The organism is Methylovirgula sp. 4M-Z18 (assembly GCF_037890675.1).
Lineage (GTDB): Bacteria > Pseudomonadota > Alphaproteobacteria > Rhizobiales > Beijerinckiaceae > 4M-Z18.
Genome location: NZ_CP149574.1, coordinates 4609212 through 4627050, shown reverse-complemented (window position 1 = coordinate 4627050; position 17839 = coordinate 4609212). Strand labels below are relative to the sequence as shown.

19 protein-coding genes are annotated in these 17839 nt (G+C 60.8%); 6 read left to right on the top strand and 13 right to left on the bottom strand.

The features are described 5' to 3' along the window. Positions 1-7 precede the first annotated feature (7 nt). On the bottom strand, positions 8-592 hold the full coding sequence (locus tag V9T28_RS21430; RefSeq protein WP_245424114.1) for a sigma-70 family RNA polymerase sigma factor: 585 nt from the start codon (positions 590-592) through the stop codon (positions 8-10). A gap of 270 nt (positions 593-862) precedes the next feature. On the opposite strand from V9T28_RS21430, the gene V9T28_RS21425 reads away from it, so the two are divergent. Next, positions 863-1492: a hypothetical protein gene (locus V9T28_RS21425; protein ID WP_147306444.1), complete on the top strand. Its 630-nt coding sequence runs from the start codon at positions 863-865 to the stop codon at positions 1490-1492. Between the two features lie 52 nt (positions 1493-1544). Here V9T28_RS21425 and V9T28_RS21420 read toward each other — a convergent pair whose 3' ends face one another. Next, positions 1545-1838: a 4a-hydroxytetrahydrobiopterin dehydratase gene (locus V9T28_RS21420; protein ID WP_116401150.1), complete on the bottom strand. Its 294-nt coding sequence runs from the start codon at positions 1836-1838 to the stop codon at positions 1545-1547. A gap of 200 nt (positions 1839-2038) precedes the next feature. Between V9T28_RS21420 and xth the strand changes: the two genes are divergently transcribed. Next, the gene (gene xth / locus V9T28_RS21415; protein WP_116401149.1) at positions 2039-2848 is read left to right on the top strand and encodes an exodeoxyribonuclease III; all 810 of its coding nucleotides are present in this window, start codon (positions 2039-2041) and stop codon (positions 2846-2848) included. Here the strand turns inward: xth and V9T28_RS21410 are convergent. The 7 genes from V9T28_RS21410 to V9T28_RS21380 all read right to left on the bottom strand — a co-directional run bounded on the left by V9T28_RS21410 (position 2843) and on the right by V9T28_RS21380 (position 8615). Further along, positions 2843-3925 carry a quinone-dependent dihydroorotate dehydrogenase gene (locus V9T28_RS21410; RefSeq protein WP_116401148.1) on the bottom strand — a complete coding sequence of 361 codons (1083 nt, stop codon included), beginning with the start codon at positions 3923-3925 and terminating at the stop codon, positions 2843-2845. The two genes, xth and V9T28_RS21410, sit on opposite strands and share 6 nt — an antisense overlap. Then, positions 3922-4266, bottom strand: coding sequence for a DUF952 domain-containing protein (locus V9T28_RS21405; protein ID WP_116401147.1), 345 nt, complete (start codon positions 4264-4266; stop codon positions 3922-3924). The genes V9T28_RS21410 and V9T28_RS21405 overlap by 4 nt, the downstream gene beginning before the upstream one ends. Positions 4267-4320: 54 nt before the next feature. Continuing rightward, on the bottom strand, positions 4321-4665 hold the full coding sequence (locus tag V9T28_RS21400) for a hypothetical protein (RefSeq protein ID WP_116401146.1): 345 nt from the start codon (positions 4663-4665) through the stop codon (positions 4321-4323). A 13-nt stretch (positions 4666-4678) separates the two neighbouring features. Next, positions 4679-5509 carry a universal stress protein gene (locus tag V9T28_RS21395; protein ID WP_116401145.1) on the bottom strand — a complete coding sequence of 277 codons (831 nt, stop codon included), beginning with the start codon at positions 5507-5509 and terminating at the stop codon, positions 4679-4681. Positions 5510-5638: 129 nt separating this feature from the next. Next, positions 5639-7369 (bottom strand): lysine--tRNA ligase, encoded by a 1731-nt coding sequence (locus V9T28_RS21390; RefSeq protein ID WP_116401144.1) that lies wholly within the window; start codon positions 7367-7369, stop codon positions 5639-5641. A gap of 104 nt (positions 7370-7473) precedes the next feature. Beyond that, positions 7474-7794, bottom strand: coding sequence for a putative quinol monooxygenase (locus tag V9T28_RS21385; protein WP_116401143.1), 321 nt, complete (start codon positions 7792-7794; stop codon positions 7474-7476). A 284-nt stretch (positions 7795-8078) separates the two neighbouring features. Then, the gene (locus tag V9T28_RS21380; protein ID WP_116401363.1) at positions 8079-8615 is read right to left on the bottom strand and encodes an NADPH-dependent FMN reductase; all 537 of its coding nucleotides are present in this window, start codon (positions 8613-8615) and stop codon (positions 8079-8081) included. A 144-nt stretch (positions 8616-8759) separates the two neighbouring features. On the opposite strand from V9T28_RS21380, the gene bla reads away from it, so the two are divergent. Continuing rightward, on the top strand, positions 8760-9647 hold the full coding sequence (gene bla, locus V9T28_RS21375; protein ID WP_245424113.1) for a class A beta-lactamase: 888 nt from the start codon (positions 8760-8762) through the stop codon (positions 9645-9647). Between the two features lie 29 nt (positions 9648-9676). Here the strand turns inward: bla and V9T28_RS21370 are convergent, their stop codons facing one another. Then, complete coding sequence (locus tag V9T28_RS21370) at positions 9677-10351, bottom strand: flavin reductase family protein (RefSeq protein ID WP_116401142.1); 675 nt, start codon at positions 10349-10351, stop codon at positions 9677-9679. Between the two features lie 190 nt (positions 10352-10541). Between V9T28_RS21370 and V9T28_RS21365 the strand changes: the two genes are divergently transcribed. Beyond that, the gene (locus tag V9T28_RS21365; protein ID WP_158554807.1) at positions 10542-11330 is read left to right on the top strand and encodes a transporter substrate-binding domain-containing protein; all 789 of its coding nucleotides are present in this window, start codon (positions 10542-10544) and stop codon (positions 11328-11330) included. Between the two features lie 13 nt (positions 11331-11343). Here V9T28_RS21365 and mbfA read toward each other — a convergent pair whose 3' ends face one another. Together mbfA and V9T28_RS21355 are read right to left on the bottom strand one after the other, a co-directional pair. Beyond that, positions 11344-12315 carry an iron exporter MbfA gene (gene mbfA, locus V9T28_RS21360; RefSeq protein ID WP_116401140.1) on the bottom strand — a complete coding sequence of 324 codons (972 nt, stop codon included), beginning with the start codon at positions 12313-12315 and terminating at the stop codon, positions 11344-11346. A 368-nt stretch (positions 12316-12683) separates the two neighbouring features. After that, the gene (locus V9T28_RS21355; RefSeq protein WP_116401139.1) at positions 12684-13667 is read right to left on the bottom strand and encodes an aldo/keto reductase; all 984 of its coding nucleotides are present in this window, start codon (positions 13665-13667) and stop codon (positions 12684-12686) included. 70 nt (positions 13668-13737) lie between these two features. Here V9T28_RS21355 and V9T28_RS21350 point away from each other — a divergent pair, with 70 nt between their 5' ends. Further along, the gene (locus tag V9T28_RS21350; RefSeq protein ID WP_116401138.1) at positions 13738-14349 is read left to right on the top strand and encodes a TetR/AcrR family transcriptional regulator; all 612 of its coding nucleotides are present in this window, start codon (positions 13738-13740) and stop codon (positions 14347-14349) included. Positions 14350-14491: 142 nt separating this feature from the next. After that, a complete protein-coding gene (locus V9T28_RS21345; RefSeq protein ID WP_116401137.1) occupies positions 14492-14848 on the top strand; it encodes an endonuclease domain-containing protein in 357 nt (118 codons plus the stop codon). 157 nt (positions 14849-15005) lie between these two features. On the opposite strand, the gene acnA is transcribed toward V9T28_RS21345, so the two are convergent. After that, positions 15006-17732: an aconitate hydratase AcnA gene (gene acnA, locus V9T28_RS21340; RefSeq protein ID WP_116401136.1), complete on the bottom strand. Its 2727-nt coding sequence runs from the start codon at positions 17730-17732 to the stop codon at positions 15006-15008. Positions 17733-17839: the final 107 nt, after the last annotated feature.

Here is a 17839-nt window from a genome sequence, read left to right as displayed (position 1 = left end):
GAGACCCCTACCTATCCGTGTCTGACGTAGTCGTTTCCAAAATGTGGCGCAGGCGCGCGAAGGCGAGGCGGATGCGCGATTTCACGGTGCCGAGCGGCAATCCGGTGCGCACGGCGATATCTGCATGGGACAGCCCGTCGAAGAAGGCAAAACGGACCAGGGCCAATTGCTCCTCCGGCAGGTGCGCCAGGGCGGCGCGGAGCAGATCATCCCGCAATTGCAGTTCCATGACAATATCCGCCCCCGGTTCGTCGCTGTCGACGTTCTCTAGCCCTGAGTCCTGCGGATCGACGAAGGTGAGGCGCTCGCGCCGCTGCAGGTCGATGCGCAGGTTGCGGGCGATCCGGTAGAGCCAGGTGGCGACGGAGGATTTTTCCGGATTGAACAGGGCGGCCTTGCGCCACAGGGTCACCATCACCTCCTGGGCGATTTCCTCCGCCGCACCGCGGTCGAGTCCGAGCTTTTGCAGATAGGCATTCAGGCGCGGAGCAAAATAGTCGAACAGGCGCGCAAACGCGTCGCGATCGCCGGAGGCGGCAACGCGGTCGATCAACTCAATCTGATCCTGCTGGCTGAGCCGGTCTTCGACCACGTCTACCTATCTGCTTTAAAGGGGCGCCAATCTTGCATGTTTGGACGCATGAGGAAACCCGGAGCCAAGGCCGGGCGGGCCAATTCGTTCGGGCTGGCGAGACGATGTTTTAACCGCATTTTGTGCGCCGCGCGAGCGTTGCCGCAATTGCCGGAATTTTGCCCCTTTTTTCGCGCCTTTATCGGCGCATCAACCCTGTCCGCATGGCTGTCGCAAATCTTTGGTTAACTATGTTCCCTGTACAAGATTTGCAGCGATTTGATTCAATGAATGTGGCTCAAGGAACGGGTCTCGTTTCAATTGCCGCCAAGGAGTATGTTGGGCATCATGATTCGCAAATTTTCGCTTTCCCGTTCTGCCCTCGTCGCATTGGGCGCCGCCTTGCTCCTGGCACCCGTTTCGTCAAGTTTCGCCGCCCATAAGAAAAGACCTGTCGCCGCCGAAGCGGCTCCCGATGGCAGCAAACCGCAGCTGCTCGGCACCTTCGACGAGTGGAGCGCCTATGTGACTACTGGCAAAGCCAAGGAATGCTATGCTTTAGCTACGCCGAAAGAGCGCAAGCCAAAGGGCCTGAAACGTGATGATGCACACCTATTCATTTCGGTAATTCCTGCGCAGCATATCAAGAACGAGTTTTCGGTCATGATGGGCTTGCCGCTGAAGGACAGTGCCGACGGAGCGACAGCTCAACTTGGGAGCCGGTCATTCGACCTCATCGCCAAGGGAGGCAATGCCTGGATCAAGAACGTTGCCGAGGAAGATCAGGTCGTCGAAACTATGAAACGAAGCGGCAAGCTCGAAATTAGCGTTCCGCTCATGAAGGGCAGCACTGAGCAAGATACTTATATCTTAACCGGGTTCAAACAGGCGCTCGAACGGGCTCAGCAGGAATGCAAATAAGGCATGAGCATTACAATACGCGCCCATATGCTCGAAACTTGCTTCCTTATTTCTATCCCGCCAGCGCATCCATCGCCTGCGCCAATTGCACGTCCAATTCCGACAGGCCCTTCACGTCGTGGGTGACGAGGGTCACGGTGACCTTATTGTAAACGTTGAACCATTCGGGATGGTGGTCCATTTTTTCGGCGATCAGCGCCGCGCGGGTCATGAAGCCGAAGGCGGCATTGAAATCCTTAAAGCGGAAGCTGCGGCTGATCGAATCGCGCGCGCTGTCGTAGGTCCATTGCGGCAGGGTGCCGAGCGCCGCGGTGCGGGCATCCGGGTCGAGTTTGGTCGGGCGCATCTCGCAACTCCTTGGTCCGGTCCGGGGTCGGTCGCAGCGCATGAGCGGCTGTGACGAATCCGATGATGCCACGGGCCGCGGGCGCCGTCATGCGCATTTGCGTTGCATAAGCCCCCCAAAAGCCGTGGCCGGGCTATGGCGCCGCGCCGGTTGCCTGTAGTTTCAGGGAAACGATGCCTTCGATTCCATGGAACCTGCCCATGCCTTTGAAACTCGCCACCTGGAACATCAATTCCGTCCGCCTGCGCCTGCCGATCGTCTTGAAATTTCTTGCCGAACAGGCGCCGGACGTTTTGTGCCTGCAGGAAACGAAATGCCCTGACGGGGAATTTCCGACCGCGCAATTCAAGAAGGCGGGCTATCCGCACATGGCGATCCATGGCCAGAAAGGCTATCACGGCGTCGCCACCCTGTCGAAAGTGCCGCTCGTCGAGATCGAAAAGCGTGCATTTTGCGGCAAGAACGATTCGCGCCACGTGAGCGCGCGCATTGCCAGCGGCAAGGCCAAAGGAATCGTGATCCATAATTTCTACGTGCCGGCCGGCGGCGACGAGCCGGACCCGGCGATCAATGAGAAATTCGCGCATAAGCTCGGTTTTGTCGATGAAATGACCGACTGGTTCGGAAAGGGCGACGTGACGCGCGAACACGCGATTCTGGTCGGCGATCTCAATATCGCGCCGCTCGAACATGACGTGTGGAGCCACAAGGCGCTGCTTTCCGTGGTCAGCCACACGCCGATCGAAGTGGAAAAGCTCAATGCGGCGCAGGCCGCCGGCAGTTGGGTCGATGCGATGCGCACCAAAGTGCCCGCGGACCAGAAACTCTATACCTGGTGGAGCTATCGCTCGCCCAATTGGGAGCTTGCCGACAAGGGCCGCCGCCTCGACCACATCTGGCTCAGCCCGTCCTTGGCGCCGTCCTTGAATGGCATGCAGGTGCTCAAGGAGGCGCGCGGCTGGGAGCGCCCCTCGGACCATGCGCCGGTGATCGCCGAACTGAAACTATGAGTGGCGCGCGGCCCATTCCGCCGCACCGGTGCCGGTCAGCGTCGCGATGGAGTTGAGCTTCCGTCGCACCAGTTCATCGACGAGGCCCCGTTTGATGTCGTCGATGAGCGCGAGCCCTTTGAACACCAGCGCCGAATAGAGCTGAACGAGGCTTGCGCCGGCGCGGATCTTTTCGACGGCGGCCTGCGCACTGTCGATGCCGCCGACGCCGATCAGCGGAAACTGGCCTTCGACGCGCTGATAGGTCTGCGCCAGCATGTAGGTCGCCAGCGGAAACAGCGGCTTGCCCGAGAGACCGCCCTGCTCTTTCGCCACCTGCACTTCCGCCAAGCTCTGCGGCCGCGTGATTGTCGTGTTCGAAAGGATCATGCCGTCGATCGCGCGGGCGCGCGCGACACGCACGATGTCGTCGAGATCAGCGAGAGTCAGATCGGGCGCGATCTTGAGCAGCACCGGCTTGCGACCATGCTGTGCGCTCGTCTCGTCGCGTGCCGCAAGTACGCGCGCGAGCAGATCGTCGAGCGCCGCCGCCTGCTGCAGATCGCGCAGGCCCGGCGTGTTGGGCGAGGAAATGTTCACCGTGAAATAGCTCGCCACATCGGCGAAACGCTTGATGCCGGCGACATAATCGGCAGCGCGATCCGCAGCATCCTTGTTCGCGCCGATATTGACGCCGACGGTGCCGATGGCTTTTCGCGCCGCGAGCCGCGCATGCGCCGCATCATGGCCCTCGTTGTTGAAGCCGAGCCGGTTGATCAGCCCGACATCGGCCGGCAGGCGGAAAATACGCGGGCGCGGATTGCCGCTTTGCGGTTTCGGTGTGAGCGTGCCGCATTCGGCAAAGCCGAAGCCGAGACGCAGCAGCGCGTCGGGCACTTCGGCGTTTTTGTCGAAGCCCGCCGCCATGCCGATCGGATTGGGAAAATCGAGGCCGAAGGCGCGCACCGCCAGACGCCGGTCGTTCGGGCCGCGCGGCAGCGGCAAGTTTTTTAGCGCCTTCAAGGTCAGGCCATGGGCGCGTTCGGGCTCGAGTGCATGTAAAAAGGCGAGGCCCAACGGTTCGATCAGCGTTCTCATGCGGACAAATCCGGAAAAGCATGTTTGCCGTCAACACAAAGAAGCAATGGCTTCACCCACGCCGCCCATTTGGGATCGAGCGTGCCGTAGAGATGCGGGAAGAGCGCACCGCCGCGCGACGGCTCCCATTTCAGGCCATCGGGAATCGCGGCGACGGGAATCGCGGCGAGCAGCAAATCATTCTGTCCGGCAAAATGCTTCGCCGCCGTTTCGCGTACTTGTTCGGCGGTTGAGAAATGGATGTAACCGTCGGCAAGATCGACCGGTGCACCGGCAAAAACGCCGTCCCGCTCCGCGATGCGCCATTGCTCGGCTGTCACGATTTTATAGATGAAAGCCACGACATGCTCCGCTCGGCTGTGCTGCAGGCGAGACGCCGGCGGCTCCGCGTACGTCTATTTCGGGCACGAGGCAAGAAGCTCACTCGTGATTTCGGCCTTGGTGTCCGCATTGACCTGCACGTTGTGCAAAATGCAGCCCGTATCGCTTTCCTCATCCTTGGAGAATTTCACGTCATAGGCGCCGCCGCTCAGGCCCTTGAAGATAAAGTTCTCGCCCGGCTGCATCGTGACATCGTCGTCGTCCGCATCGAGTTGATCGTCGCCCCATTGGTTGGCGCCGGCGGGCGAGAGGAAGAGATGCGTGAGTGCATCTTTGGACGTGTTCACGACGGTCAGGTCGAACGCCTGGGCCGCCGGCGCAATGCCGAGGAAGAGGAAGGCGAAGCAGACATTTCGCAACGGTCGACGGGTCCTAATGCGCGATGAAAACCGGTGCGGTCATCGCCTTCAGAATGCCCCGCGTCGCACCGCCCCAAATGAATTCGCTGATGCGCGAATGGCCATAGCCGCCCATCACCAAGAGATCCGATTCAAGTTCATGCAGGCGGGACAGCACTTGCGTCGCGACATCGGTCTTGCCCGAGAGCTTGTTCAATTTGGCATTGACATTGTAGCGAGCGAGATGGCGCGTGATGTTGAAGCCGGGAAGGTCGATATCGGTTTCGGCGGAATTTTCCACCGTGACCACTTCGACGGATTTTGCGAGCTTCAAGAGCGGCAGCGCATCGCTGATCGCGCGAGCCGCAGGCGGGCTCTGATTCCACGCGACGATGATCCGCTCGCATTTAAAGGGTTTGTCCCAATTGTGCGGCACTACAAGCGCGGGGCGGCCGGAGCGGAAGAGCGCCGTTTCGATGAAGGCCGCCTCGTCGCCGAGGGTTTCGGGCGTCGGCTGCTGGATGACGGTCAGATCGAAATGCCGGATGAAGCGCGCGAAACGTTCATAAACGGCGCCCGGCAGACCGGCGATCAGATGCGTGTCGTAGAGCAGGTGTTGCCGTTTGGCGGCGGCGGCGAAATTGGCGCAGGCCTGCTTGGCGACGTCCTGCGCCTTCTCGAAGGCCGCGACAAAGACGTCGCTCGGAATCTCGCCCATCATCGGTGCGGGGATCAGCATATCGATGGCCGTGGCGATGCCGGTGACATGGGCGTCGAAACTGCGCGCCAGCGAGAGCGCATAGGCCGTTGCGCGATCCGCTTTCGCATCCGAGTCGATAAAAACGGCGATATCCTTGAGTCCCATGTCAGTCTCCTGTCGGGAGCGAGGAACAGAACCCGTAGGCTAAACCTGTTTCGTGGCGCTGACCATATTTATCCTGCATCGCCGCATTGAATGGGCTGCGGCGATGCAAGGCGGCAGCCCGTTCTTTCATTATTTAGCTGCGCGCGCCGCGAGGAACGCTTCATGCTCCCGCACCAAATCGCCGGCGAGCGCCTTGGCGATCAGCGCCTGCGTCTCGTTGATGCCGTAGAGCGCGACAAAAGAGCCGAAGCGCGGTCCCTTTTCTTCACCGAGCAGGATTTGATAGATCGTGGAGAACCAGACATTGGATACGCCGGGCCGTTCCGCCGTCGCACCCTTCGCCTTGAAATCCTGATAACGCGGGATCGGCCGCGCGACGTCGTAAAGCGCGGTCTGCACCGCCTCGGCGCTCACCTCGCCGGCGGGGATCGCGCCCAGAGCGTCGCTGAGCTTCTGCAGCGCCTCGCGCTCCACGTCGTCCGCCAGACGGTAGTGCTTCGCCGGACGCACGAAGTCGCGGTAATAGGCGATGGCGTAACCGATAAGCCGGTCGAGGCGCGGGTGATTCTCCGGCGAGGCCGAGGGCGCATAGCGGCGCAGGAAACCCCACACGACCTTCGGGTCCTCGCTGTTGGCGACGGCCACCAGATTGAGCAGCATCGAGAAGCTGACGCCGCTGCCGCGCCCACCGCTTTCGTCGAGCGACTCCGCCGCCGGTGGATTGCCGGCGTGAATGTGCCAGACCGGATTGCCCAAACGGTTCTTCCAATCCTGGCGCGGATAGGCTTCCAGGTAATTCAGATAATCGTCGACGGCGCGCGGAATGACGTCGAAATGCAGCTTCTTCGCCTCGCGCGGCTTCAAATACATGAACAGCGACAGGCTTTCGGGGCTGGCATAGGTCAGCCAATCCTCGATCGTAATGCCGTTGCCGAGCGACTTCGAAATCTTCTTGCCCTGCTCGTCGAGAAACAATTCGTAGTTGAAGCCTTCCGGCGGCTTCAGACCCAAAGCCTTGACGATCTCGCCCGAGAGCTTGACCGAGTCGATGAGGTCCTTGCCGGCCATTTCGTAATCAACGCCGAGCGCCGCCCAGCGCAAGGCCCAGTCGGCCTTCCACTGGCACTTCACATGGCCGCCGGTCACGGGCGTTTCTATTCGTTCGCCGGTGTCGGGATCGATATAGGTCACGGTCCCCTTGGCGGGATCGCGCGCCACCATCGGCACCTGCAGCACCTTGCCGGTGCGCGGGCTGACGGGGAGGAAGGGCGAGTAGGTTTCGCGGCGCTCCGGTCCCAGCGTCGGCAGGATGATCGCCATCACCTTGTCGTAGACCTCGAGCATGCGCAGCAGCATCGCATCGAACCGGCCCGCGGCATAATAATCGGTCGAGGAGGCAAATTCGTAATCGAAGCCGAAACGGTCGAGAAAGGCACGCAGGCGCGCGTTGTTCGCCGCGCCGAACGAGGGGTATTCGTTCGAGAAGGGATCCGGCACGCGCGACAAGGGTATGCCGAGATAGCCGGCCATCATGTCCCGGTTCGGGACGTTCTCTGGCACTTTGCGCAGGCCATCCATGTCGTCGGAAAAGGCGATCAGCCGGGTCTTGATCTTGCCCTCGGTCAAAATCTCGAAGGCGTGCCGCACCATGAGGGTCCGCGCCACCTCGCCGAACGTCCCGATATGCGGCAGGCCCGAGGGGCCGTAGCCGGTCTCGAACAGGACCTCGGTCTGGCCCGTTCGCTGCACCCGTGCCACGAGCTTTTTCGCCTCCTCGAACGGCCAGGTGCTTGAGCCAAGCACCGCATCCCGGAAGGTCGGGGCGGCGGGAGAGGAAACGGAGGACGGCACGGCAGACATTTTTCTTCCAAAGACAAGGAGCAAGAGGGGGTTACGACAGAGCCGCGCACCCTAATGCAAATTGCCCGAGGTGAGAAACGGAAATTGTGGCGTAGGTCGTCGTCCTAGCGCCTCCACTCCACGCCCGTGCGGTGATAATGCCGCATTTCGGCGATTTCGCCGACGAACGGGCCGATGGCCTTCAAGAAGGGCGGAAAGTTCGGCCCGCGCCGGAACCCGTCGATATGGGCATCAGCCGAGGTCCAGACGATGCGCAGGATCTGGCTCCTCGGATCGTCGTCTGACGCGCAAAGCTCGTAGCCAAGGCATTCCGGGGCTGCAGCAAGATGGGTACCGGCTTCACGGTATGCGTCGATCAGTTCTTCCGGTGAGTGATCCGTCAGCGCATAGCGAATATATTCGACGATGGCTGCTTTCCTGCTCATGGAACACTCCTGTCTGATTCGACCTTCGCCGAAAGTTTGCCGCGATGGCACGGATCGGCGATTCTTGGTGCGTTCGGTTTTTTTTATGGAGCGGCGTTTGATAGCCGGGGCCGCGGCTAATACCGCATCAGCCGGAACCATGGTCCAACAACGCGCCCGGTGCAACAATCATAATGGCTAGGTGACAAAAATACACCGCGCAAGCGTGGATTGGCGAAAGATCAAGGATCGACCTGTACGGGATCTCGCACGCGGCGGTGGAAATCGCAGCCCGCCCCGCAGCTTCAGTCGCCGGTCGCTCTGCGAACCTCCGCCGCGAGGGTGGCAAGGGCCACCCTGACCGGCACGGCGATGGCCAGGTCGGCGGCGATGGCTTTAGGGCTCAATCCCTTGGCCAGCAGGTCCACGGTGATGCAGGCGTCGTCGACAATATGGGCGGACATGGTTTCGAGCACGAGGCGCAAGGCCGCTTGCGCGGCGGAGGCGCGCGCCGAGGCATTGAACAGCGCCACGGGCTTGCCGGGAAAACGTGTGCAGCCGACCAGCCAGTCGAGCGCATTCTTGAACGAGCCGGGAATGCCGCGCGCATATTCCGGGCAGCAAATCAGCAGCGCATCGGCATCGCCGACACGCTCGCGCAAATTCCGCACGGGTAAGGGAAGCACCGCTTCGAGGTCGGGATTGAAATGCGGCAGATCGGCCAGGCCATCATAGGGCGTGATCGTCATGTCCGGCGGCGCGAGGTGGCGCGCCGCCTGCAAGAGGCTGGTGTTAGACGATTGCGCGCGCAAGCTGCCGGAGATGGAGAGAATGCGAATCATGACGCTTTCGACATTCTTATTCTCGATGCACTCCGTCAATGCGCGCAATTGTGCAGAGATTTGCAACAGACAGGACTTATCCGTGACACAAACGCCGCCGATGACTGGGCCGCATTCGATTGAAATCATCTCGAGGACATGTTCATGCGTCTTTTACTTCATCGCCGCGCCTTCGTTGCTGGTCTTTCCGCCTTCATGCTGCCGCTTGCTGCTCGGGCCGCGACCGTGCCTGCCGCTGCGATCGACGCGGCCAATGCGCGCCTCGTTGCGCTCGAACAAGAACATGGCGGACGGCTCGGCGTCGCCATTGGCGAGAGCGGCGGCAATCTGACGATCGCCCATCGCGCCGATGAATTGTTTCCGATGTGTAGCACGTTCAAATTTCTTGCCGCCGCGGCGATTCTGAAGCGCGTCGATGCGGGTGCGGAACATCTCGACCGCGCCATCGCCTACGGGCAGGCCGATCTTCTATCCTATGCGCCGATTGCCAAACGGCATGTGGCGGAGGGACAGATGGCGCTCGGCGATTTGTGCGCGGCGGCGATTCAGTGGAGCGACAATACGGCGGCGAATCTGATGTTGCGCGAGCTCGGCGGCCCGTCCGCGATCACCCGTTTCGCACGCGATGTCGCCGATCGCGTGACGCGGCTCGACCGCACCGAGCCGACGTTGAACACGGCGATTCCCGGCGACGTGCGCGACACTACCAGCCCCGCGGCGATGCAGCGCGATCTCGACGCAATTCTGTTGGACGACAGACTGTCCGCCGCCTCGCGGGCGCAGCTCGAGACTTGGATGATCGGCAATCAGGTGGCCGGCAAGAGATTGCGCGCCGGGCTGCCGCCGTCCTGGCGCATCGGCGACAAAACCGGCACCGGCGACAACGGCACGGCCAATACGATCGCGATGATTCGCCCACCCAGCGGCACGCCGATCCTGGCGACCGTCTATTACACGGGGTCGAGCGAATCGCCGGATGTGCTGAACAGCGTCCACGCCGAGATCGGCCGGATCATTGCGCAAGTGTTCTGAACGATGATCGCCGGCCGAAGTTCTTATCGTCAGGCCATTTGCAGCAGCCGGGCGCGGTCGACATCGGGGCTGCGATACAGGCTTTCCGGAATCTGCGATAGGGCCGAGGGATGAACCTGCGGTCCCAGGCCGTAGAAGTGCTGAAAGCTCATGATCAGCGGGCGCCATTTGTTGGGATCGATCCGGTTCTCGACGCCGGTCATGAGAATTTCCTCGACGACATGCACGCGCTGAATGCGCGTCTCGATGGTGACGATGCGACCGCGCAAGGCCTCGTCCTCGTCGCCGATGCCGTGGATCGCTTCGACCACCGCCTCGAGCTGCACGGGGCATTCGAGCGCGCGCGGCGGCTCAACCGTCTGCGACGCGACGGGCGTCAAACCGGCGCGCGCGAATTTGTTGGCCTCGAAGCGATAGCCGCGCTGTGCCTTGTAAGACGGCACCGGATTCGTGCCGGTGGTCAGCGCCAGGCGGTCCACCGCACCGACGAGATCGACCGACGGCAAATTGAGAACGCATTCGCGGGTGCGGCGCAGATTGCGCACGGTTTGCGACGCAGTGCCGAGGCCGAGCACGCAGCGCCAACCGAGCCAGAAGGCCGATGACATCGGCGCGAGATTCGGCGAACCGTCCTCGTTGAGCGTGCTGATCAGCACGACCGGCGTACCGAAATAAAGGATCCCAGGTTCGATGGTCTTGTGCATGAGGTTGATCTCCGTTGATGCGCGGGATGTAGCGCATGGCTGAAGATCGAACGCTCCGTTTCTTGCGGCGAAATTGGTGAACGCGCGGCGATATGCTAGGTCAAGCCGAGGGGCCCCGGGGATGAAGGACTGAGGCAAGACATTGCGGCGGATTTTCTTGATTGCGTCCCTGTTGCTTGGATTATTGCCGTTGCGCGCGTTTGCGGCCGATGCGCCGCCGTATCTGCCCAATCTTTGGGATCCGCAGCACCATGCCGCCAAGCCGGACGTGAGCGCGCTGCGCGGCTTGCGCATCATTACCGAGGATGACGATCCGCCGTTTCATTTCCTGCTGCCGGACGGCAGCTTAAGCGGCTTCGATGTCGATCTCGCGCGCGCGATCTGCCAGGAATTGCAGCTCACCTGTTCGATCCAGGTGCGGCGCTGGGACTTGATGGCGGAGGCGCTCGATGCCAATCAGGCAGATGCCGCCGTCGCTTCAATTGCGATCACGCCGCGCAGCCGACGCGTTTTCGCCTTCACCACCCCCTATTACAAGACACCGGCGCGCTTCATCGCTCGGCGCGACTCGAATCTCCAGGACATTTCGGCGCAAGCCTTGAAAGGCAAGACCATCGGCGTCCTTGCCCATAGCGCCCATGCGGCCTATCTCGACACGTTTTTCCCGCAGGCGCAGATCAAGCGCTATGAAGCGGCCGACGCATTGCACGCGGATTTGCGCAGCGGTGCGATCGACGCGATGTTCGGCGACGGCATCGCATCGAGCCTCTGGCTCGGCAGCGCCGATGCGAAGAATTGCTGTATGTTCAAAGGCGGGCCGTATCTCGATCCCGCCTATTTCGGCGAAGGCGCGGGCATTGCGCTGAAACCCGGCAATGTACTGATCCGCCGCGCCATCGATTATGCCTTGGCGAAGATTGCCGAGAAGGGCATCTACACCGATCTATATCTGAAGTATTTCCCGATCGGATTTTATTGAGCGACAAAAGGCCCTATGCCGCGCCAATGAAAATGCCGACCAGGAACACGATCACGCCGCTGACCACGGTGGTGAAAACCGCCTGCAGGAAAGGCGTATCCATATATTTGTTACGGATCCAGGCGATCGCCCACAATTCGATGAAGACGATGATCGAGGCGATCGTCGTCGCGATCTTGAAGTGATTGGGCAAGGAATCCGGCACGAGATAGGGCAGGCTATGGCCGAGGCCGCCGACCGTCGTCATCAGGCCGCACACCGCGCCGCGAATCATGGGCGAGCCGCGCCCGGTGAGCGAGCCGTCATCCGAGATCGCCTCGGCAAAGGCCATGCTGATGCCGGCGCCGAGCGAGGCGGCCAGACCGACGAGAAAGGTCGACCAGTTCACGCCGGTCGCAAACGCGGCGGCAAAGAGCGGTGCGAGGGTCGAGACCGAGCCGTCCATCAAGCCCGCCAGGCCCGGCTGCACATATTGCAGCACGAACATCCGCTGGTGCGTCTCGTTCTCGGCCGCCGTCGCACCGGAAGTGAGATTGGCGTCGACCAGTTTCGAGGCGAGGCTTTCGTGGCCCTTTTCTTCCTCGGCAAGATCGGCGAGCAATTTGCGGGTGCCGATGTCCTGCGCCCGTTCCGCCGCCTTGGCATAGAAGCGCGCAGCCTCGAATTCCATCGTTTCCGCCTGTTTGCGGATCATGTCGAGGGTTAGGTTTTTCAAGAGCCAGATCGGCTTGCGCTTCAAGAACCCTTTGACGTCGTCGCGCCGGGTCGGCGGCAGATTGGGGCCGAAGCGCTGCTCGTAGCTCTCGAGCAACATATGGCGATGGTGCTTCTCCTCCTCCGCCATTTCCTCGAAGACTTTCGCGGAAGCCGGATATTGGTCGCGCAATTTATCGGCGAAGGTCAGGTAAATCCGGCTGTCCTCTTCTTCGGAACTGACGGCGATGGCAAGGATTTCCTGTTCGGACAATTCGGAGAAATTTTTCACCGGGAGGCTCCAGGGCAATTAGATTAGAATTATTCTAATAAGTAATTTCCGCCAGGCAAGCCCTATCATATCAATATGTAAGAACGTCGAAGGCAGACGGAGGTCGTTGGAGTCCGCCCCATATCCTGGCTATCACATTGATATTGAATGGTTATTCGCTCTATTAGTGTGATCCCAAAAATTTTTCATTCCATGCCCCGGAGTTCCCCCAGCAGCAGAATTCGCTTCAAAACGTGAAACAGCACGGCGTGTGGCTTTGGCTTCTAACTGTTTTAAACATAGAACGAAAAATGAACAAAATCAATCCAAGATTCTCGTCGGCCACCCTTCTCCCGCGGCGACGCTGCGGGAGAAGGGCAGCCGGCCCGTCACGCGTTGATGCCGGTCATCCCCGCTTCCGGATAGCGCGCCCCCGCGGCGGCGCCGGCCGGCAGCATCGCGTTGATGTCCGTGAGGTCGTTCGGGCTTAAGGCCACATCGGCGGCGGCGACGTTCTCTTCCAGATATTTGATCCGCCGCGTCCCCGGAATCGGGATGATGTCGTCGCCCTGCGCGAGCAGCCAGGCGAGCGCGATCTGACCGGGCGTGCAGCCCTTGGCGGCGGCCAGCTTCTTGACCGTCTCGACCAGGCGCAGGTTGGCCTCGAAATTATCGCCCTGGAAACGCGGCGACCGGCGGCGGAAATCGCTGTCCGCGAGCTTGTCCGTCGAGGTGATCGCGCCTGTCAGCATGCCGCGGCCAAGCGGCGAATAAGGCACGAAGGCGATGCCAAGTTCGCGGCAGGTGGGCAGAATCTCGGCTTCCACGTCGCGCGTCCACAGGCTGTATTCGGTCTGCACCGCCGAAATCGGGTGGACGGCGTGGGCGCGGCGCAAGGTGGCGGCGGACACTTCCGACAGGCCGAGCCCGCGGACCTTGCCCTGTTCCACGAGTCGCGCCATGGCGCCCACGGTCTCCTCGATCGGCTGCGCCGGATTGACGCGATGGGCGTAATAGACATCGATCGTCTCGACGCCGAGGCGTTGGAGCGAGCCCTCGCAGGCGCGGGCGATATAGTCGGGGCTGTTGTCGATGCGCCGCTCATAGGTGCCGGGGGTGCGGACGATCCCGAATTTCGTGGCGATTTTCACATCCCGGTGCTCTTTCAGAAAGCGTCCGACAAGGCTTTCGTTGTGGCCGGAACCGTAGGTTTCGGCGGTGTCGTAGAAGGTGACGCCCAAGTGATGGGCGCGGTTCAATGTGGCAAGGGACTCGGCCTCGTCCGAGGGGCCGTAGAATTCCGACATGCCCATGCAGCCAAGACCAATTTCCGCAACGGCAATGCCGCTCGATCCAAGAACACGATTGCGCATGGAGGGTCCTATCCGGTAATGTTTGGGGAGGATTAAAACTACACTGTGTAGTGTAATTCTGGATCGGAAAATGTCAAGAGAAATTCTGTCGCCCCGTTCGGAAGCCAAGCGCGACGCGATTCTGGCCGCTGCGACGACGACCTTTCTTGCACGCGGCTACGAAGTCGCGACGATGGACGAGATCGCCGCGGCGGCCAACGTTTCGAAGCGCACGGTGTACAACCGCTATCCCTCCAAGCACGAGCTTTTTGGCGCAGTGATCGCGCATCTCTACAAGGACCTGCTCGACGCGGAAACGTTGCTCGCGAACAATCACGAGGAGCCGGAGGTCGCGCTGCCGAAACTGGCTAAAGTTATTCTCGCCCATTTGCGCAAACCGGAAATTTTAGGCCTGCTGCGCCTGATCGCCGCCGAACAGGAACGCCTGCCCGAGATTGCCGCCGAGTTTTTCAAAAGCGGCAAGGGTCCGGCGATCGGGCTGGTGCAAAATTATCTCGCCGCGGAAAGCGCGCGCGGCCGCCTCACAATCGCCGATCCGCTGCTCGCCGCGCAACAGTTTCTAGGCATGATCAAGGAAAGCGTGTTTTGGCCGAGGCTGATCGGCATGCCGGTGGTGCGGGACGATGACAGTGTGGTTCGAGCTGCGACGGAGGGGTTTTTGAAGATTTATGCGGGTGGATGATGGCCACTATGAATCATCACGCCTTCCTTCTCCCATAGGGAGAAGGTGGCACGCGAAGCGTGACGGATGAGGGGTCGCGCCTAGTGATTTTTGCAGCATTTGCTTGCCGCAACAACCATTGAGTGGAAACATATTCCACGCAATGTCTAAATACATCGAAATCGCCCGCAAATTGCGCGCGACTCAAACTTCAGCAGAAGAGTTGCTCTGGTTTTGTCTGCGCGGGCGCCGACTCGGCGGCCTGAAGTTTCGCCGCCAACATCCAATCGCCGGACATATTGCCGACTTTTGCTGCGCGGAATGTAAACTCACCATCGAATTGGACGGGAAGCAGCACGATCACCAACTCGAATATGACATGGCGAGAAGAGCGGCGATCGAGTCGTACGGATATTTCGAGCTTAGATTCACCAACGACGAGGTCAAAGAACGGCTCGACTGGGTAGTGGATCAAATCCTGCGCGCCGTCGCGACGGCTAAAAACAAAGATGGGAACTGATCAGGCTGAGTCCCCTCATCCGTCACGCATATGAACTTGGGCTTGCCCAAGTTCATCATTCTTGATGATCAAATCGGGTATACCCGATTTGATTGCGTGCCACCTTCTCCCGACGGGAGAAGGGGCGCGCAGAAACGTTGTTGCGTATACTCTTAACTTACGCCGCCAATTGGCGCAGCACGTACTGCAAAATGCCGCCGTTTTTGAAATACTCGATTTCGTCGAGGGTCAGGATGCGGCAGTTCAGCGGCACGTTCCTCACCTTGCCGTCGGCAAAGAGAATTTCCGCTTCCATCTTCTGGCGCGGCTTCAGGGTTTCGCCGAGGCCGTGGATCGTCACTTGCTCGTCGCCGATGAGGCCAAGCGTCTGCCAACTCGTGCCTTCGTCGAAGGTGAGCGGCAGCACGCCCATACCGACGAGATTGGAGCGGTGAATGCGCTCGAAGCTTTGCGCGACGACCGCGCGCACGCCGAGCAGCTTGGTGCCCTTCGCCGCCCAGTCGCGCGACGAGCCGTTGCCGTATTCGGTGCCGGCGAAGACGACGAGCGGTACGTTCGCCGCCTGGTACTTCATAGCCGCATCGTAGATCGACATGGCTTCGCCGCCCGGATAGTAGCGGGTCATGCCGCCTTCAGCGACATTGCCTTGCCCATCCCTGTTCATGAAGTTCTTGATGCGGATATTGGCGAAAGTGCCGCGCATCATCACTTCATGATTGCCGCGCCGCGTGCCGTATTGGTTGAAATCCTCGACGCGCACCTGATGGTCGGAGAGATATTTGCCGGCCGGCGAAGCTGCCTTGATCGAGCCCGCGGGCGAGATGTGGTCGGTGGTGATCTTGTCGCCGAAGAGCGCCAGAATGCGGGCGTTGACGATATCCTCCACGGGCGCAGGGGTTTTCGTCATGCCTTGGAAATAGGGCGGGTTCTGCACATAGGTCGAGCCCATGTCCCACTTGTAGGTCTGGCCCGTAGGCGCCTTGACCTTGCGCCAATTGGTGTCACCCTTGAACACGTCGGCGTAGCGCGACTTGAAGATCGACTTGGTTACGTTCTTGGTGATGAAGCTCTGCACTTCCTTCGCGCTGGGCCAGATGTCCTTCAGATAGACGGGATTACCGTCCCTGCCGGTCCCCAGCGGCTCCTTGGTGAGGTCTTTTTGCACCGAACCGGCGAGCGCATAGGCGACGACGAGCGGCGGCGAGGCGAGATAGTTCGCCTGCACGTCCGGCGAGACGCGACCTTCGAAATTGCGGTTGCCCGACAGGACGGCGGCGGCGACGACGCCATTGTCGTTGATCGCCTTGGAAATTTCCGGCGGCAGCGGGCCGGAATTGCCGATGCAGGTGGTGCAGCCGAAGCCGACGAGATTGAAGCCGAGCTTGTCGAGCGGTTTTTGCAGGCCGGCGCGGTCGAGATATTCGGCGACGACCTGGCTGCCGGGCGCGAGCGAGGTCTTCACCCACGGCTTGACGGTGAGGCCCTTCGCCACCGCGTTGCGGGCGAGCAGGCCCGCCGCCATCAGCACGCTCGGGTTCGAGGTGTTGGTGCAGGAGGTGATCGCGGCGATCACCACGTCGCCATGGCCGACGTCGAAGTTCTTGTCCTCGACCTTATAGCGGCTGGCGATGTCGGCGATCTTCTTGTACTCGGTTTCCATCGCGGCGTTGAAGCCGTCCGCGACCGATTCCAGCGCGACGCGGCCCTCGGGACGCTTCGGTCCGGCCATCGAGGAGACGACGGAGCCAAGGTCCAGTTCCAATGTGTCGGTGAACACCGGATCGGGCGTCGTGCGGGTGCGGAACAGGCCCTGCGCCTTGGCGTATTTCTCGACCAGCGCGACGCGCGGATTGCTGCGGCTGGTGGTCTTCAGATAATTCAGGGTTTCGACGTCGATCGGGAAGAAGCCGCAGGTCGCGCCATATTCGGGGCCCATATTGGCGATCGTGGCGCGGTCGGCGAGCGGCAGGTCGTTGAGGCCGGGGCCGTAGAATTCGACGAATTTATTGACCACGCCCTTCTTGCGCAGCATCTGCGTCACGGTGAGCACCAGATCGGTCGCGGTGATGCCTTCCTTCAGCTTGCCGGTCAGCTTGAAGCCGATCACCTCGGGCAGGAGCATCGATTGCGGTTGGCCGAGCATGGCGGCTTCCGCCTCGATGCCGCCAACACCCCAACCCAGCACCGAGAGGCCATTGACCATGGTCGTGTGCGAATCGGTGCCGACCAGCGTGTCGGGATAGGCGACTTCCACCGTCTTCGCCAGGCCGCGTGCGGGCTTGTATTTTTCCTTCTTCGTCCAGACCGTCTGGGCGAGATATTCCAGATTGACCTGGTGGCAGATGCCGGTGCCGGGCGGCACGACCGAGAAATTGTCGAACGAGCCCTGGCCCCATTTGAGGAAGCGGTAGCGTTCGCCGTTGCGCTGATATTCGAGGTCGACGTTCTTCTTGAAGGCTTTTGTCGAGCCAAATTCGTCGACGATCACCGAATGGTCGATGACGAGATCGACCGGCACCAGCGGATTGATCTTGTCCGGGTTGCCGCCGAGATTGGTCATGGCGTCGCGCATCGCGGCGAGATCGACCACCGCCGGCACGCCGGTGAAATCCTGCATCAGCACGCGGGCAGGGCGAAAGGCGATTTCATATTCGCTCTTGCCCTTGTTCTTCAGCCAGGTCGCCACCGCCTGGATGTCTTCTTTCGTGACCGAGCGGCCATCCTCGAAACGCAGCAGATTCTCGAGCAGCACCTTCATCGAATAAGGCAGGTTGGAGATGCCTTTCAGGCCGTTCTTCTCCGCCGCCTTCAGCGAATAATAATGATAGGTCTTGGCACCGACCTTAAGAGATTTGCGGCTTTTGAAACTGTCGAGAGACGCCATGGATTTTCCCCGGAATGAGCGGAAGGAAGGGACTGTCGTAGAATTGTCCACATATCACAAGATGCGCTCTTAGATATGCGAGCCATTTGTGCTTATAGATTAGATAA

Excerpts from the sequence above, each read along its gene's own strand:
- acnA (WP_116401136.1), bottom strand. The coding sequence starts at position 17,732 with ATGGCGTCTCTCGACAGTTTCAAAAGCCGCAAATCTCTTAAGGTCGGT.
- V9T28_RS21370 (WP_116401142.1), bottom strand. The coding sequence starts at position 10,351 with ATGCACAAGACCATCGAACCTGGGATCCTTTATTTCGGTACGCCGGTC.
- xth (WP_116401149.1), top strand. The coding sequence starts at position 2,039 with ATGCCTTTGAAACTCGCCACCTGGAACATCAATTCCGTCCGCCTGCGC.
- V9T28_RS21395 (WP_116401145.1), bottom strand. The coding sequence starts at position 5,509 with ATGGGACTCAAGGATATCGCCGTTTTTATCGACTCGGATGCGAAAGCG.
- V9T28_RS21385 (WP_116401143.1), bottom strand. The coding sequence starts at position 7,794 with ATGAGCAGGAAAGCAGCCATCGTCGAATATATTCGCTATGCGCTGACG.
- bla (WP_245424113.1), top strand. The coding sequence starts at position 8,760 with ATGCGTCTTTTACTTCATCGCCGCGCCTTCGTTGCTGGTCTTTCCGCC.
- V9T28_RS21380 (WP_116401363.1), bottom strand. The coding sequence starts at position 8,615 with ATGATTCGCATTCTCTCCATCTCCGGCAGCTTGCGCGCGCAATCGTCT.
- V9T28_RS21345 (WP_116401137.1), top strand. The coding sequence starts at position 14,492 with ATGTCTAAATACATCGAAATCGCCCGCAAATTGCGCGCGACTCAAACT.
- V9T28_RS21355 (WP_116401139.1), bottom strand. The coding sequence starts at position 13,667 with ATGCGCAATCGTGTTCTTGGATCGAGCGGCATTGCCGTTGCGGAAATT.
- V9T28_RS21410 (WP_116401148.1), bottom strand. The coding sequence starts at position 3,925 with ATGAGAACGCTGATCGAACCGTTGGGCCTCGCCTTTTTACATGCACTC.
- V9T28_RS21350 (WP_116401138.1), top strand. The coding sequence starts at position 13,738 with ATGTCAAGAGAAATTCTGTCGCCCCGTTCGGAAGCCAAGCGCGACGCG.
- V9T28_RS21390 (WP_116401144.1), bottom strand. The coding sequence starts at position 7,369 with ATGTCTGCCGTGCCGTCCTCCGTTTCCTCTCCCGCCGCCCCGACCTTC.
- V9T28_RS21420 (WP_116401150.1), bottom strand. The coding sequence starts at position 1,838 with ATGCGCCCGACCAAACTCGACCCGGATGCCCGCACCGCGGCGCTCGGC.
- V9T28_RS21425 (WP_147306444.1), top strand. The coding sequence starts at position 863 with ATGTGGCTCAAGGAACGGGTCTCGTTTCAATTGCCGCCAAGGAGTATG.